This is a genomic window from Micromonospora sp. MP36, from assembly GCF_008119785.1.
GTDB lineage: Bacteria > Actinomycetota > Actinomycetes > Mycobacteriales > Micromonosporaceae > Micromonospora.
In genome coordinates this window covers 51,648-65,433 of the sequence record NZ_VSFA01000014.1, presented here as the reverse complement: position 1 = coordinate 65,433, position 13,786 = coordinate 51,648, and the positions used below count along the sequence as shown (strand labels likewise).

Below are 13,786 nucleotides of genomic sequence, written 5' to 3'. Positions count from 1 at the left end.
GCGGGACCGGCAGCGGGCCGGTCGTGGATCCGTCGGGCACGACCGGCGGCGGGCACCGGCGACGGGGAGGGCGTATGCGGGACAACAGGGCGATGCACTGGCGGCAGCGGCGGGCGGTGACCGGGCTGAGCGCGCGCCGCGGCGACCGCGCGGAGCCGCTGATCGCGCCGCCCCGACGGTCCGGGGCCCGGCCGCCCCGGTTCTTCACCGTGCATCTCGGCTTCGAGGCGGCCGATCCGGCCCTCGCCCGGGAGTTGGCCGTCGCGTACGCCGAGGCGCTGGGACTGCTCCGCCCGGAGCTGGCGCTCGGCGCGGCGGCGCTCTCCCCGGCTGACGCCTGGCACCGCGCCGAGCGGCTGTTCTGTGGGGCGCTCGGGCCCGACGGCGAGCGCTGCGCGGACGTGGCCGGTCACCCCGGCTTCCACCACGCGCCCGGCCCCGGCGGCCTGGGCTGGGGCGACGGTGACTGACCGCCGCTCAGTCCAGGTCGAACTCGCCGTCCTGGGCACCCGCGACGAAGGCGTCCCACTCGGCCTGGGTGAAGACCAGCACCGGCCCGTCCGGCTCGGCGGAGTTGCGCATCCCGATCAGTTCGTCGACGAAGGCCACCTCGACCGCGCCGTCGGAGCTGTCCCCCTCGGCCCGCTGCCAGACCGCCCGGGAGAGGTCGAAGTCGCCCTTGGGGTGCTGACCCATTGTGTTCCTCCATCGCCACGCGTCACCGGGGACTCCGTTCGGATCCCCATCGGGCAGGATAAGCGGATGCCGAGCCTGACCCGTGTAGAGGCGACCGCGCGTGCCGCGTTGATTACCGTCGAGTCCTACCAGGTGGACCTCGACCTGACCGGTGCCGGCGAGCGGTTCCGCTCGACCGTCACGATCCGCTTCCGGGCGACCCCCGGGGCCGAGACCTTCGCCGAGGTCAAACCCGTGACACTCCTCGGCGTACGCCTCAACGACCGGGATCTCGACCCGGCCCTCCTCGACGACAACCGGCTGCCGTTGACCGGGCTGGCCGCGGACAACACGCTGACGGTCAGCGCCGAGATGGCGTACTCGAACACCGGCGAGGGCATGCACCGGTTCGTCGACCCGGCCGATGGCGAGACCTACCTCTACGCGATGTCCTTCCTCGACGACGTGCAGCGGATCTTCGCCGCGTTCGACCAGCCCGACCTGAAGGCGCCGGTGACGCTCTCGGTCACCGCCCCGCCGGAGTGGACCGTGGCCGCCAACGGGCAGCTCGCCGACCGGCCGGCACCCGGGCGCTGGGAGTTCGCCCCCACCGAGCCCCTGGCCACCTACTTCTTCACGCTGATCGCCGGCCCCTGGCACGTCCGGCACGACGAGCACGACGGCATCCCGCTCGGCCTCTACTGCCGGCGGTCGCTGGCCGCCCACCTGGACGCCGACGCCGACGAGATCTTCACCGTCACCCGGCAGTGCTTCGACCGGTTCCACCAGCTCTTCGCCGAGCGCTACCCGTTCGGCAAGTACGACCAGGCGTTCATGCCCGAGTTCAACGCCGGCGCGATGGAGAACCCGGGTCTGGTCACCCTCCGGGACGACTACGTCTTCCGCTCCGCGGTCACCGACAGCCAGCGGGAGCTGCGGGCCACCACCATCGCACACGAGATGGCGCACATGTGGTTCGGCGACCTGGTCACCATGCGCTGGTGGGACGACCTCTGGCTGAACGAGTCCTTCGCCGAATACCTGGGCACCCGGGTCACCGCCGAGGCCACCCGGTTCGACCAGGCGTGGACCACCTTCGCGATGCGCCGCAAGGCGTGGGGCTACGCGGCCGACCAGCGCCCCTCCACCCACCCGGTGGCCCCCGACGAGGTGACCGACGCCGCCCAGGCCCTGCTCAACTTCGACGGCATCTCGTACGCCAAGGGCGCCAGCGTGCTGCGCCAGCTGGTCGCCTGGGTCGGCGACGACGCCTTCCTCGCCGGCCTGAACGCGCACTTCGCCAAGCACCGGTTCGGCAACGCGACCCTTACCGACCTGCTGGAGAGCCTCAGCACCGCCAGCGGGCGGGACCTGGCCGACTGGGCCGCGCGCTGGCTGCGCCGCCCGCAGGTGAACACGCTGCGGATGGTGACCGCGGTGGACGCCGCCGGGCGGTGGACCGACGCGGCGGTGGTGCAGACCGCGCCGGAGGCGTACCCGGTGCTGCGCCCGCACCGCATCGGCGTGGCCCGGTACGCCCCGGACGCCCCGGTGCACCGCTTCGAGGTGGACCTGGACCCGGAGGCCGACCAGGGCCGCACCGGGCTGAGCGAGCTGATCGGGCAGCCGGCCACCGGGCTGCTGCTGCCCAACGCCGGCGACCTCACCTTCGCCAAGATCCGGCTCGACCCCGCCTCCGCGGACGCGGTGCCGATGCTGCTCCCCGGGCTGGACGACCCGCTGGCCCGGGCGCTGCTCTGGGGCGAGGCCCTGGACGCCGCCACCGACGGTGAGCGTCCGGTGGCCTCGGTGGTCTCGCTCATCGCGGCGGCGCTGCCAGCCGAGACCGAGGTGATCATCGCCGAGGACGTGCTCACGCTCAGCCGCAACCTGGTCGACCGCTACCTGGAGCCGCTGGCCCGGGACGCGGCCCTGCTCCGGATCGGCGAGGCGTGCGCCGCGTTGCTGGCCGGCGCTCCGGCCGGGGAGTCGCTGCAGCTCGCCGCGGCCCGCGGCCTGATCGGCGCCACCGCCGACGCCGGGTTGCTCGCCCGCTGGCTGGCCGGCGACGGCGTACCGGAGGGGCTGGCCGTGGACGCGGACCTGCGCTGGGCGCTGCTGCGCCGGCTGGTGGTGCTCGGTGCGGCCGGCGAGCCGGAGATCGCCGCCGAGGCGGCCGCCGACCGCAGCGCCACCGGCGCCGAGCGGGCCGCGAGCTGCCGGGCCGCGCTGCCCGACGCCGACGCCAAGCGGGCCGCCTGGGAGATCATCACCAGCAATACCGAGCTCTCCAACCGCCTTGTCGAGGCGACCGCCGAGGGCTTCTGGCAGCCGGAGCAGGCCGAGCTGACCGCCGGGTACGTCGAGCGGTACTTCGCCGAGATGCCGGCTGCGGCGCGGCTGCGTACCCCCTGGACGGCCGACCGGGTCGCCACCCTGGCCTTCCCCCGCTACGCCGTGGCGCAGTCCACCCGGGACCTGGCCGCGGCGCTGCTGGCCCGCGACGACCTCACGCCGGGCCTGCGCCGGCGGGTCGTCGACCTCGACGACGACCTGCGCCGCGCGCTGGTGGCCCGCACCGCGGTGGCCGCCGGCACGGCCTGACCCGTCCCGCCCGGCCCCACATCGGGTCGGCTGAGTGTGGGTGGCGCACCCGGCGTGCACCACCCACGGTGCGGGTTCAGCGTGCGGCCGGAGCCGGCGTCACGGGGGCGTCCCAGTCGATGACGTACCGCTGCTCGGGGCCGAGTGTCTTCTCCGGGTTCATCGCGATCCGGATCAGCAGCGGCATCAGCACCGGCATCAGCGCCCGGGCCACCGGGCCGGGGGCCTTCGTGCGATTGACCTTCGCCGCTCGCGCGGCGATCCCTTCCACCCGATCGCGCCGCAGGTGCTCGTAGGCGGCGAACGCGGACGGGAGGTCGGGCAGGTCGCGCAGGCAGCGAGCGAGCTGCACGGCGCTCTCGATGGCCAGCGAGGCGCCCTGGCCGGAGCTGTTCGACGGCGCGTGCGCCGCGTCGCCGACCAGCACCATCCGCCCGCGGTGCCAGTGCCGGACCGGCGGCATGATGTGCAGCGAGCCGACCACCTGCAGCTCGTCCTCGCGGCTGGTGCGCATGAGGTCGGCACCCGGGTCGTCGTCGGCGTACGCGGCCCGCAGCGTCCGCAGCCAGTCGGCCGCCGGCACCGCCTGCGCCTCGGTGAGGCTCATCGGCCGCTCCTGGGGCAGGTTGACGCCCCACCGGGTGCCGCCGCCCGGCTCCGGCCAGTAGAGGTAGTAGCCACCCCGGCCGAAGGCGAAGGTCATGGTGCCCGGTTCCGCCTCGACCTCGTGCCGGGCCACCGCCTCGAAGCCGAGCAGCCCGGTGAACTTGGGTCCGGCGGCGTCCGGGTCGATCAGGGTGCGCACCGTCGACCGGATGCCGTCGGCGCCGATGAGGACGTCCGCGGTGGCCCGGCTGCCGTCGGCGAATTCGGCGGTGATCCCGTCGCCCGTCTCTCGCACGCCGACCAGGCGCTTGCCGTGCTCGACCACCACCCCCTCGGCGCGGGCGCGGTCGTGCAGCACGCGGTGCAGTTCGTTGCGGTGCACCACCCGCAACGGCGGCAGGCCCGCCAGGCCGGGCAGGTCGATGCGCTTGCGGCCCACCGCCATCACCGTCCGGGTGATGGGGGTGGCGATCGCGGTGACCGCCCGGTCCGCGTCGACGGTGCGCAGCGCCGCGACGCCGTTGGGCGCGAGCGCGAGCGTGCCGCCGATGCCGTCGGTGATGCTCAGGTACGCCTCGTACACGGTGGCGGTGATGCCCGCCCGGTGCAGCGCCAACGCGGTGACCGGTCCGGCGACGCCGCCGCCGATCACGATCGCTGTCTTCACTCTGCTCACGGTTCCTCCCAGGGATCGTCGGTTGTCGTGCGGACGAACCGACCTGGAGGGGAGTCCGGCTATCCTCGTGGTTGCCGCTTCGGGCCGGACGCCTCCGGGTGTCGGTTCGAGGTAGGGCCTGTGTCATGTCGCTCGGGCGAGCCTCATGACACCGGCCCTGAGGGCCCCGGCCTGGTGTTGGCGCACCGTGCCGGGGCCGCCCATCACGGTGCGGAGTCGCTCCTCTCCCCGGGCGCGCCCGGCTCTGCCGGGAGCACGCCGGTTTCGTGGAAGGCCCGCCATTCGTCCAGGCCCGGGTAGCTGCCCGAGGTGAGCTCGGCCAGCAGGGCGCGGATCCAGGCCACCTCCGCCTCGCGGAGGGCCACGTCGTACTCCGACTCGACCAGGAACAGCCGCGGCAGGGTGCGCAGGTGCTCCGCGAGCGTGGCGCGTTCGGCTCCGAGCTCCTCCTCCAGCAGCTCAAGCCGCCGGCGCAGGAGGGCCGTCGCCTCGTCGGGGTGCAGCACGGCGAGCACCGACAGGCCGGCCCGGAACCGGGACTGCTCGGCGACCGGGGTCGAGACCAGCTCGCGGGTCCAGTCGACCAGCTCCGTCCGACCGGAGTCGGTGATGCGGTAAACGGTGCGTTCGGGGCGTCGCCCGGCGCGGACGCTCTCCACCGCCGCGATCAGGCCGTGCCGTTCCATGTTGCGGACGACGGTGTAGAAGGACCCCCACTTGATGCTCATGTCCTGGTCCTTGCCCCAGCCGCGGAGCGTGGTGGCGATCTCGTACGGGTGCATCGGCCGCTGGACGAGGGCGGACAGCACGGCCAGGGCCAGCAGGTTGCCGACCTTCCGCCGTCCCGACATGTCGTCCTCCACGAATGCTCGCTGACGATTACTCGTAGACGAGTATATGGCCGACCGGACGATCGGGGAAGACCGTACGGAACTCTGCCGGGGCGCCGGTGCCGGCAAGGGCCGAGGCTGCCGGCGCCCGGCACCGGCCTACGATCGCGTGGTGGAGGAAGACATCCGGCGGATCGGGATCATGGGCGGCACCTTCGACCCGATCCACCACGGTCACCTGGTGGCGGCCAGCGAGGTGGCGGACCGGTTCGGCCTGGACGAGGTCGTCTTCGTCCCCACCGGCCAGCCCTGGCAGAAAGCCGACGAGGTGGTCAGCTCCGCCGAGGACCGCTACCTCATGACCGTGATCGCCACCGCCTCCAACCCCCGGTTCCAGGTGAGCCGGGTCGACATCGACCGCGGCGGCCCGACGTACACCGTCGACACCCTGCGCGACCTGCACGCCGAGTACGGCCCGAAAGTCCAGCTCTTCTTCATCACCGGCGCGGACGCGCTGGAGCGCATCCTGTCCTGGAAGGAAGTGGACCGGATGTTCGAGCTGGCCCACTTCATCGGGGTGACCCGCCCCGGGTTCGAACTCTCCGACAAGCACCTCCCGGCCGACACGGTCAGCCTGGTGCAGGTCCCGGCGATGGCCATCTCCTCGACCGACTGCCGCGCCCGGGTGGCCCGGGGTGAGCCGGTCTGGTACCTGGTGCCGGACGGTGTGGTGCAGTACATCGCCAAGCGGCGCCTTTATCAGCGGTGATTCCCCCCGAATGCGAGCGTTTGTCCGGGTAATCGGCCAGAACTGACAAGTCGTCGCGCGACCTGGTGTGAGAGGCTTGGAGGGTCGCACGGTTGATCGAAGGAGAACGGTGACAGTTTCCGAACGCGCTCACGAGCTGGCGATGGCCGCCGCCCAGGCCGCGGCCGACAAGAAGGCGCAGGACATCGTCATCATCGATGTGGGCGACCAGCTCGCCATCACCGACGCGTTCCTGCTGGCCGCCGCTCCGAACGAGCGCCAGGTGCTCGCCATCGTCGACGCCATCGAGGAGCGCCTGCTGGAGCTGCCGGAGAAGGCCAAGCCGGTCCGGCGCGAGGGCGAGCGGGGTGGCCGCTGGGTGCTGCTCGACTACGTCGACATCGTGGTGCACGTCCAGCACACCGAGGAGCGCGAGTTCTACGCCCTCGACCGGCTCTGGAAGGACTGCCCGCAGATCCCGTTCGTGGACCGGGACCTGGCCGACTCCACCGCCGGCACCGCCAGCGCGGAATGACCCGCCTGATCATCTGGCGGCACGGCAACACCGACTGGAACGCCGCCGGCCGGGTCCAGGGGCAGACCGACGTCCCGCTCAACGACCTCGGTCGTGAGCAGGCCCGCGCCGCCGCGCCCGTGCTGGCCGCGCTGCGTCCCGACGCCATCGTCTCCAGCGACCTGCGCCGGGCCGCCGACACGGCCGCCGCCCTCGCCGCGCTGACCGGGCTGCCGGTACGCGCCGACGCCCGGCTCCGCGAGCGCCACTTCGGCCAGTGGCAGGGCCTCGCCCTCGCCGAGGTCGCCGCGCGCTTCCCCGACGAGTACGCGCGCTGGCGCGCCGGCGACCCCGACCCCGGCGCCGGCATCGAGCACCTCGACGACCTGGGCAAGCGCCTCGGCGCCGCCATGCAGGACGCGGCCGACCTGGCCGTCGGCGGCACGGTCGTGGTGACCACGCACGGCGGCGGCGCCCGGCAGGGCGTCGGCCACCTGCTCGGCTGGGACCATGCCGTCCTGCGCGCCGTCGGTTCGCTGGCCAACTGCCACTGGACCGAGCTGCGCCACGACGACGTCCGGGGCTGGCACCTGCGCGCGCACAACGTCGGGCTCATCACGCAGCCGGCGCTGACCGACGCGGTCTGAGTCATCCGGCGCGGGCGCGCCGGGCCGGCATCGGCTAGCGTGCCGGTCATGCCCGTCGCGGTCGTCACCGACTCCACCGCCTACCTCCCGCCCGACCTGGTCCGCGCGCACCGGCTCACCGTGGTCCCGCTGACCGTCGTGCTCAACGGCGCCGAAGGGCGGGAAGGGGTCGAGACGTTCCCGGACGACGCCACCCGGGCGCTGAGCGGGCGGCGGGTCACGGCCAGCACCTCCCGGCCCGCTCCGGAGCAGTTCGCGCAGGTCTACCGGGAGCTGTTCGCCGCCGGCGCCGACGGCGTGCTCTCGGTGCACCTGTCGGCCGAACTCTCCGGCACGGTGGCGGCCGCCCGGCTGGCCGCCGCCGAGTTCGGCGACCGGGTCGCCGTGGTGGACAGCCGCTCAACCGGGATGGGACTGGGCTTCCCGGCGCTCGCCGCCGCCGCGGCCGCCGCCGGGGGCGCGGACCTTTCCGGCGTACGCCAGGCGGCCGTCGACGCCATCGCCCGGACCACCATCTTCTTCTACGTGGACACCCTGGAGTTCCTGCGCCGGGGCGGCCGGATCAACGCCGCCGAGGCGCTCCTCGGCACCGCGCTGTCGGTGAAGCCGATCATGCACATGCCGGACGGCACGATCGTCGTCCGGGACAAGGTCCGCACCGCCAGCCGCGGCCTGGCCCGCCTGGTCGACCTGGCCGTCGAGGCGGCCGGCGACGCCGAGGTGGACCTGGCCGTGCACCACCTCGCCGCCCCGCAGCGCGCCGAGCAACTGGTCGCGGCGCTGACCGAGCGCCTCGGCGACCGCCTGCACGACACGTACGTCACCGAGGCCGGGGCGGTCGTGGCGGCGCACGCCGGGCCGGGCCTGGCCTGCGTGGTGGTCCACCGCCGCCCGGCGTGACCTCTCTTGCCGCCACTTCGGCGATCTGGCGGTATCCGGTGCGCCCGGACACCGCCACATCGCCGATGTGCAGTGGCCTTCACGACAGCGGCGGCCACGCCTGCCCGGCAGAATGACGCTCGTGTCGTACGTGGTGACCGGCGGGGGCCGGGGCGTCGGGCGGGCCATCGTGGAACGCCTCGCCGCCGAGGGCGGCACCGTGGTGGTCGTCGAACGGGACGGCGAGGCGCTGCGCTGGCTGGCCGACCATCCCGCCGCCGACCGGCTGCGCTCCGTGCTCGGCGACGCCGCCGACGAGAACGTCGCTGGGCGGGCCGCCGACCTGGCCGAGTCGGCCGCCCCGCTGGCCGGCTGGGTCAACAACGCCGCCGTGTTCCGGGACGCCGCCCTGCACACCGCGCCCGTGGCCGAGGTGTTCGACCTGATCGCCCGGAACCTGCGCCCCGCCGTGGTCGGCGCCGCCACCGCGGTACGCCGGTTCCTCGCCGCCGGCACCGGCGGCGCGATCGTCAACGTCTCCTCGCACCAGGCCGGTCGGGCGGTGCCGGGCGCCCTGCCGTACGCCACGGCGAAGGCCGCCGTCGAGGGGCTCACCCGCTCGCTCGCCGTCGAGTACGGAATCCGGGGCGTCCGGACCAACGCCGTCGCGCTCGGCTCGATCCACACCGAGCGGCACGCCGCCTTCCTGGCCGGACGGGAACCGGCCGAGGCGGAGTGGATCACCGCAGAGCTGGCCCGGCTGCACCCGCTCGGCCGGATCGGGCGTACCGGGGAGGTGGCCGACGTGGTGGCGTTCCTGCTGTCGGAGCGGGCCGGCTTCGTCAACGGGGCGACCGTGCCGGTGGACGGCGGCCGAGCGGCCCTCGGCATCGACCCCGAGGCACGGTGAGAACCGTGGACCGACCACCGATCGTCTTCGTGCACGGCACCCGTTTCGCGCGCGGCCAGTGGCAGCCGCAACTGGCCGCTCTCGCCGCCGAGTTCCCGGTGGCCGCAGTCGACCTGCCCGGGCACGGCCGCCGGTCGGCCGAGGCGTGGAACCTGGACCGGGCCGCCGACGTGGTGGCCGAGGCGATCCAGGACCTCGACGCCGGTCTCGCTCTGGTGGTAGGGCACTCGCTCGGCGGGTACGTCTCGCTGCACGTCGCCCGACGGCACCCGGACCTGCTGGCCGGGCTGGTGCTGATGGGCGCCAGCGTGGCCACCACGTGGCCGCTGACCGTGCCGTACCGGCTGGTGGCGGCGCTGGTCGCGCGGCTGCCGGCGGTCCGGCTCACCGCGTGGAACGACCGGCTGCTGCGCCGCCTGTACCCACCGGAGGTCGTCGGGGCCACCATCGCCGACGGCTACGCCTTCCACACCCTGCCGATCGCCTGGCGGGACGTCATGGGCCGGTTCGACGCGACCAGTGTGGCTGCCGTGCGCGCCCCGGTGCTCATCCTCAACGGGGAACGGGACCGGCTCTTCCGCTCCGGGGAGCAGGAGTTCGCCCGGGCCCGCCCCGGCACCCGGATCGAGTTGGTCCCGGGCGCCGGACACCTCGCCAACTTCGACGCCCCGTCGGCGGTCACCGACGCGGTACGCCGGTTCGCCCGCGAACTGTCGCCCTACGCCCCGCCTGATAGCACGGTTCGGGCCTGATCAGGCGCTCGTCCACAGGGGAGAACCCTGTCCACAGGCTGACCAACTTGATTAGGAATCGTCGGTAATCCTAGATCGCGCCCGGACGGTAGGTGTCCGGGCACGCTGTCCAGGTGTCCGCCGTTACGTGTCCTGTCCGGACACCGGTTCCAGGACACCCGGAGCCCGGTCGTCGCGTCACTCGAGGAGCACGAATTCGCGAGCCAGGTCGTCCCGCGCGAGCCCGTCCACGAGCGATTCGGGGGTCACGCCGAGCTGGAGACCGATCCAGAAGCGCAGGACCAGGATGTTCTCCCGGAGCGTGTTCATCAGTTCGAGCGTGTCCGGCATCGGGCGGTCGTGGTGCTTGAGGGCCATGTACGCGGCGTCGGCCCGGGTGATCCAGCCCTCGGCATCGTCGAACGGCTTGACCGCCATGTCGTCGAGGATGATGTGCAGGCCCTTCTTGTAGTGGATCCGGCCGTACGAGTTGTGGTTGGCCTTGCCGTTCTTGTTGATGTCGATCAGGTAGGCGAGCTTCTCCAGCGCGATCCCGCTCTGCACGACGCTGGCGTTGCTCCACGGCCGGTCGGTCCGCAGGATCGAGAGCAGCGGCTCGAGGGCCTCGGCGTAGTCCGTCCGAAGGGTCAGCCACCGCTCCACCCCGCTCGGGCCCACCTCGCCGTAGGGGAACAGGAACGCCGGCTCGCTCGACCAGGGCTCGTGCCGCTGCAGCTGGTGGGTCGAGACCTCCAGCCAGCGCGGGCCGAGGTCCTCGCCGGTGGCGCTGCGGATGCGGTCCTCGGCCCCCGCCGCCTTCACGGCCGCGAAGCCGAACCGATGCCACGCTGCGACCGACGCCAGCTCCACGACCGCGCCGTGGACGGCGATGTGGTCGTCCCAGCTCCGCGCCTCGTCGACGGTCGTCTCGAGCTCGATGGTCTCGTGCACGTGGAACTCGCCGTGCCCGTCGCCGCGGGTCGTCTGCCAGTGCGACGCCAGCGTGAGGTTCATCGCCGCGGCGAGCGCGACGGGCTCCACGTTCGAGAGCTTCATCTCGACGGACTTCCACCCAGTCCGATCGTCCGTCCCGGCCTCGACCTCGATGCCGCTCAGGCGGGTCCAGGCGGCCAGCGCCGGGACCTCGGTGCGGAAGCCGTGGATCTTCTCGTAGTCGGGGCTCCTGCCTCCGAGGACGGCGTAGGTCGCGACGATCCTGCCCTGGCCGACGGCCGCGTTCCATCCGGAGCCGGCGGCGCGGCAGCCGACCAGGACGACCCTGCCCAGCACGTCCTCGACGACGAGCGCCCGCGGAGGCGCGTAGCGGTGCTTCGTGCGGTCGGGATCGTCCATGTACATCACGTCGTCGCTCGACCACCACCGCGAGTGCTCGCCGTCGCCGCCGAACCCCTTGAACGCGACGGTGAGCTCGACGACCGTCCCCGTGTCGCGCAGCATCACCGGGACGCGCCGAGTATCCGGGTCGTCGACGAACCAGCCCAGGCGCGGCTCTCCTACGATCAGCTCGTTCTTCGCCATCGCGCCCTCCTGTGAACGTCCTACGCGGCAGGTGCCATTCTGGCGGGCCCGGGTGCCGCGCCCGCGTCCCGGCACGACAAGGCCCCGGTCACCGAGAGGTGACCGGGCCTCTGCGTCTCGCCGCCCTCCTACGCGGCGCACGCCGCCCTGAACTCGTCCGCCTGGAACTGCGGGTCCGTCGAGAAGCCGTAGCCGTGGACGGCGGCCTGGAAGCGGTCGTCGCCCTCGACCTCGACGCCGGGGCCGCCAACCCCGGCCTGCTGGCCCGGCTGACCCGGGCTGGCGCCCGGGGTGCTGCGGACCGACACGGACGGGGACGCCGCCGCGGTGCGGGACGGCCCCGGCCTCGCCGTGGTGGCCGGGACGTCGGGCCGGGCCGCCGAAAGCCGCGCTGACGTCTGCGGATCAAAGCAGCTTGTTGGGATAGCGGGTGAATTGACTCAAATGCCTGGATTCGCGCTCTCTGCGGGCTGTGCCATCACAGTCGCCGATGAGCAGGCACGATCCGGTCGGGGGCCGTGCGAATATGGGCGACGTGACCCCCGCCAGCCTGCCCTCCATTCTGCTCGTTCTCGGCGACGAGGAGTTGCTCGCCACGCGAGCGGTCGCCGAAGCCGTCGCCAGGTCCCGCAGCGTCGACCCGGACGTGGACGTCCGCGAGTACCAGGCCGGCTCCCTGACCGTGGGCGAGATCGCGGAGATGCTCAGCCCCTCGCTCTTCGGCGGCCGCCGCCTGCTCGTGCTCCGCTCCGGCCAGGACGCCCGGAAGGACCTGGTCACCGCGCTGCTGGCGTACGCCAAGAACCCGGATCCGGACGTGCAGCTCGTGGTGCTGCACCTCGGTGGCGCGAAGGGGAAGGCGTTCGCCGACGGGCTGCGCGCGGCGGGCGCGACCGTGGTGCCCGCGGCGAAGCTCAAGGGGCACCGGGAGCGGGTGGCCTTCGTGCGGGACGAGATCCGCCGCAGCGGGGGGAAGTGCACCGAGGACGCGGCCGAGACGCTGATTGCTGCCGTCGGCACCGACCTGCGGGAGCTGGCGGCCGCCTGCGCGCAGCTCGTCGCCGACACCGACGGGCGGATCGGGGCGGACACGGTGGCCCGCTACTACCGGGGCCGGGTGGAGGTGACCGGCTTCACCGTCGCCGACGCCACGATGGTCGGCGACGTCCCGGCCGCCCTGGAGGCGTTGCGCTGGGCGCTGCACGTCGGCGTCGACCCGGTGCCGATCGCCGACGCGCTCGCCGACGGCGTCCGCACGGTGGCCCGGGTCGCCTCCGCCGGGCGGGGCAGCCCGTACCATCTGGCCAGCAGCCTGGGCATGCCGGCGTGGAAGATCGAGCGGGCCCAGCGCCAGGGCCGGGGCTGGACACCGGAGGGCCTGGTGGCGGCGATGCGGGCGGCTGCGGAGTGCAACGCGGCCGTCAAGGGCGGCTCCGACGACCGGGCGTACGCGCTGGAGCGGGCGGTCTTCTCGGTCGCCGCGGCCCGGCAGGGTGGCGCCCGGTGACCCGACCCGCCCGGTCGTGGACGACGATTCCGAGTGACGAGGAGCGGTACCGCCCGCTCTACGCCCGCGTCCTCGGGCTGCGCTTCGTCAACCCGGGCGGGGTGCTCTGCTTCCTCTTCTTCGAGGGGACGATGGCGCTCGCCGTGCTGCTCGCCCTCGCCGAGCTGGTCACCTGGTGGGCGGTGCTGGTGTTACCGGCGGCGGTGGCGGCGATGGTGAAGCTCAACGACATGGTCGCCGAGGTGGTGATGCGCACCGCGGCGCAGGTGCCGGAGCAGGAACGGAACCGCTTCCGTCGGCAGATCGAGCCGGTGGTCGGGCGGGCCCGCGTGCCGTCGACGGCCCGGGCGCTGCCCGGCGCGGACCGCACCGGCGATCCGTCGCCCTGGGCGGCCCGCACCGGCGACCCGCTGCTCCGCCCCGGTGCGGGGGAGCGCTGGCCCGATCCAGCCCGCCCCGACCCGTCCCACTGACCGACCCGCAAACCGTCCCCGGCCTCGTCGGCGGCGGGCGCTCACCAGACGCTGCCGGAAACGCAGACAGCCGGAAGTCCCGGGGCGGGTTGCCCCGGGACTTCCGGTCAGGTCTACGGCGCTCGTCAGGCCGAGAACGAGGCGACGCGCTTCGCGATCGCCGACTTCCGGTTGGCCGCCTGGTTGGCGTGGATGACGCCCTTGCTGGCAGCCTTGTCCAGCTTGCGGGTGGCATCCCGCATGAGGGTGGCGGCCAGCTCGGTGTCGCCAGCCTCGGCAGCCTCGTGGAACTTCCGGATGGCGGTCTTCAGCGACGACTTGACCGACTTATTACGCAGCCGGCGCTTCTCGTTCTGCCGGTTGCGCTTGATCTGGGACTTGATGTTCGCCACGCGACAGCCTCGTCTTGATAGCTCGGGTTGGTCTGCTTTCGCGCACGACGAGCAT

Annotated in this window: 16 protein-coding genes; 10 read left to right on the top strand and 6 right to left on the bottom strand. The window is 73.4% G+C overall.

The features are described from left to right. Positions 1-74: 74 nt before the first annotated feature. Positions 75-470, top strand: a complete 396-nt coding sequence (locus tag FXF52_RS14180; RefSeq protein WP_148797351.1) for a hypothetical protein — start codon at positions 75-77, stop codon at positions 468-470. Between the two features lie 7 nt (positions 471-477). On the opposite strand, the gene FXF52_RS14175 is transcribed toward FXF52_RS14180, so the two are convergent. After that, positions 478-696 (bottom strand): DUF397 domain-containing protein, encoded by a 219-nt coding sequence (locus FXF52_RS14175; RefSeq protein ID WP_148797350.1) that lies wholly within the window; start codon positions 694-696, stop codon positions 478-480. 66 nt (positions 697-762) lie between these two features. Between FXF52_RS14175 and pepN the strand changes: the two genes are divergently transcribed. Next, positions 763-3,279: an aminopeptidase N gene (gene pepN / locus FXF52_RS14170; RefSeq protein WP_148797349.1), complete on the top strand. Its 2,517-nt coding sequence runs from the start codon at positions 763-765 to the stop codon at positions 3,277-3,279. A gap of 76 nt (positions 3,280-3,355) precedes the next feature. Here the strand turns inward: pepN and FXF52_RS14165 are convergent, their stop codons facing one another. Together FXF52_RS14165 and FXF52_RS14160 are read right to left on the bottom strand one after the other, a co-directional pair. Further along, the gene (locus FXF52_RS14165) at positions 3,356-4,561 is read right to left on the bottom strand and encodes an NAD(P)/FAD-dependent oxidoreductase (RefSeq protein ID WP_148797348.1); all 1,206 of its coding nucleotides are present in this window, start codon (positions 4,559-4,561) and stop codon (positions 3,356-3,358) included. A gap of 203 nt (positions 4,562-4,764) precedes the next feature. Then, positions 4,765-5,412: a PadR family transcriptional regulator gene (locus tag FXF52_RS14160; protein ID WP_148797347.1), complete on the bottom strand. Its 648-nt coding sequence runs from the start codon at positions 5,410-5,412 to the stop codon at positions 4,765-4,767. Between the two features lie 151 nt (positions 5,413-5,563). Here FXF52_RS14160 and nadD point away from each other — a divergent pair, with 151 nt between their 5' ends. The 6 genes from nadD (at position 5,564) to FXF52_RS14130 (ending at position 9,841) form a co-directional block, all read left to right on the top strand. Next, entirely contained in the window at positions 5,564-6,160 is a 597-nt protein-coding gene (nadD, locus tag FXF52_RS14155; RefSeq protein ID WP_073838284.1) for a nicotinate-nucleotide adenylyltransferase, read from the top strand. Between the two features lie 109 nt (positions 6,161-6,269). After that, entirely contained in the window at positions 6,270-6,674 is a 405-nt protein-coding gene (rsfS, locus tag FXF52_RS14150; RefSeq protein ID WP_073838283.1) for a ribosome silencing factor, read from the top strand. Then, positions 6,671-7,300, top strand: a complete 630-nt coding sequence (locus FXF52_RS14145; RefSeq protein WP_148797346.1) for a histidine phosphatase family protein — start codon at positions 6,671-6,673, stop codon at positions 7,298-7,300. Before rsfS ends, FXF52_RS14145 begins: the two co-directional genes overlap by 4 nt. A gap of 48 nt (positions 7,301-7,348) precedes the next feature. Continuing rightward, positions 7,349-8,200 (top strand): DegV family protein, encoded by an 852-nt coding sequence (locus FXF52_RS14140; protein ID WP_148797345.1) that lies wholly within the window; start codon positions 7,349-7,351, stop codon positions 8,198-8,200. 112 nt (positions 8,201-8,312) lie between these two features. After that, the gene (locus FXF52_RS14135; RefSeq protein ID WP_148797344.1) at positions 8,313-9,089 is read left to right on the top strand and encodes an SDR family NAD(P)-dependent oxidoreductase; all 777 of its coding nucleotides are present in this window, start codon (positions 8,313-8,315) and stop codon (positions 9,087-9,089) included. Positions 9,090-9,094: 5 nt separating this feature from the next. Next, entirely contained in the window at positions 9,095-9,841 is a 747-nt protein-coding gene (locus tag FXF52_RS14130) for an alpha/beta fold hydrolase (protein WP_222870513.1), read from the top strand. A gap of 177 nt (positions 9,842-10,018) precedes the next feature. Here the strand turns inward: FXF52_RS14130 and FXF52_RS14125 are convergent, their stop codons facing one another. Then, on the bottom strand, positions 10,019-11,359 hold the full coding sequence (locus tag FXF52_RS14125; RefSeq protein ID WP_148797342.1) for a hypothetical protein: 1,341 nt from the start codon (positions 11,357-11,359) through the stop codon (positions 10,019-10,021). A 128-nt stretch (positions 11,360-11,487) separates the two neighbouring features. Further along, positions 11,488-11,667, bottom strand: coding sequence for a hypothetical protein (locus FXF52_RS14120; protein WP_148797341.1), 180 nt, complete (start codon positions 11,665-11,667; stop codon positions 11,488-11,490). Between the two features lie 218 nt (positions 11,668-11,885). On the opposite strand from FXF52_RS14120, the gene holA reads away from it, so the two are divergent. Both holA and FXF52_RS14110 read left to right on the top strand, forming a co-directional pair. Beyond that, positions 11,886-12,866, top strand: a complete 981-nt coding sequence (gene holA / locus FXF52_RS14115; protein ID WP_148797388.1) for a DNA polymerase III subunit delta — start codon at positions 11,886-11,888, stop codon at positions 12,864-12,866. Next, positions 12,863-13,339 carry a hypothetical protein gene (locus FXF52_RS14110; RefSeq protein WP_255471938.1) on the top strand — a complete coding sequence of 159 codons (477 nt, stop codon included), beginning with the start codon at positions 12,863-12,865 and terminating at the stop codon, positions 13,337-13,339. Before holA ends, FXF52_RS14110 begins: the two co-directional genes overlap by 4 nt. Positions 13,340-13,464: 125 nt before the next feature. Here FXF52_RS14110 and rpsT read toward each other — a convergent pair whose 3' ends face one another. Further along, positions 13,465-13,731, bottom strand: a complete 267-nt coding sequence (gene rpsT / locus FXF52_RS14105; RefSeq protein WP_148797340.1) for a 30S ribosomal protein S20 — start codon at positions 13,729-13,731, stop codon at positions 13,465-13,467. Between the last annotated feature and the right edge of the window lie 55 nt (positions 13,732-13,786).

Coding starts and splice junctions, on each gene's coding strand:
- FXF52_RS14135 (WP_148797344.1), top strand. CDS start 8,313: ATGACGCTCGTGTCGTACGTGGTGACCGGCGGGGGCCGGGGCGTCGGG.
- FXF52_RS14145 (WP_148797346.1), top strand. CDS start 6,671: ATGACCCGCCTGATCATCTGGCGGCACGGCAACACCGACTGGAACGCC.
- pepN (WP_148797349.1), top strand. CDS start 763: ATGCCGAGCCTGACCCGTGTAGAGGCGACCGCGCGTGCCGCGTTGATT.
- holA (WP_148797388.1), top strand. CDS start 11,886: ATGGGCGACGTGACCCCCGCCAGCCTGCCCTCCATTCTGCTCGTTCTC.
- FXF52_RS14175 (WP_148797350.1), bottom strand. CDS start 696: ATGGGTCAGCACCCCAAGGGCGACTTCGACCTCTCCCGGGCGGTCTGG.
- FXF52_RS14180 (WP_148797351.1), top strand. CDS start 75: ATGCGGGACAACAGGGCGATGCACTGGCGGCAGCGGCGGGCGGTGACC.
- FXF52_RS14160 (WP_148797347.1), bottom strand. CDS start 5,412: ATGTCGGGACGGCGGAAGGTCGGCAACCTGCTGGCCCTGGCCGTGCTG.
- FXF52_RS14140 (WP_148797345.1), top strand. CDS start 7,349: ATGCCCGTCGCGGTCGTCACCGACTCCACCGCCTACCTCCCGCCCGAC.
- FXF52_RS14125 (WP_148797342.1), bottom strand. CDS start 11,359: ATGGCGAAGAACGAGCTGATCGTAGGAGAGCCGCGCCTGGGCTGGTTC.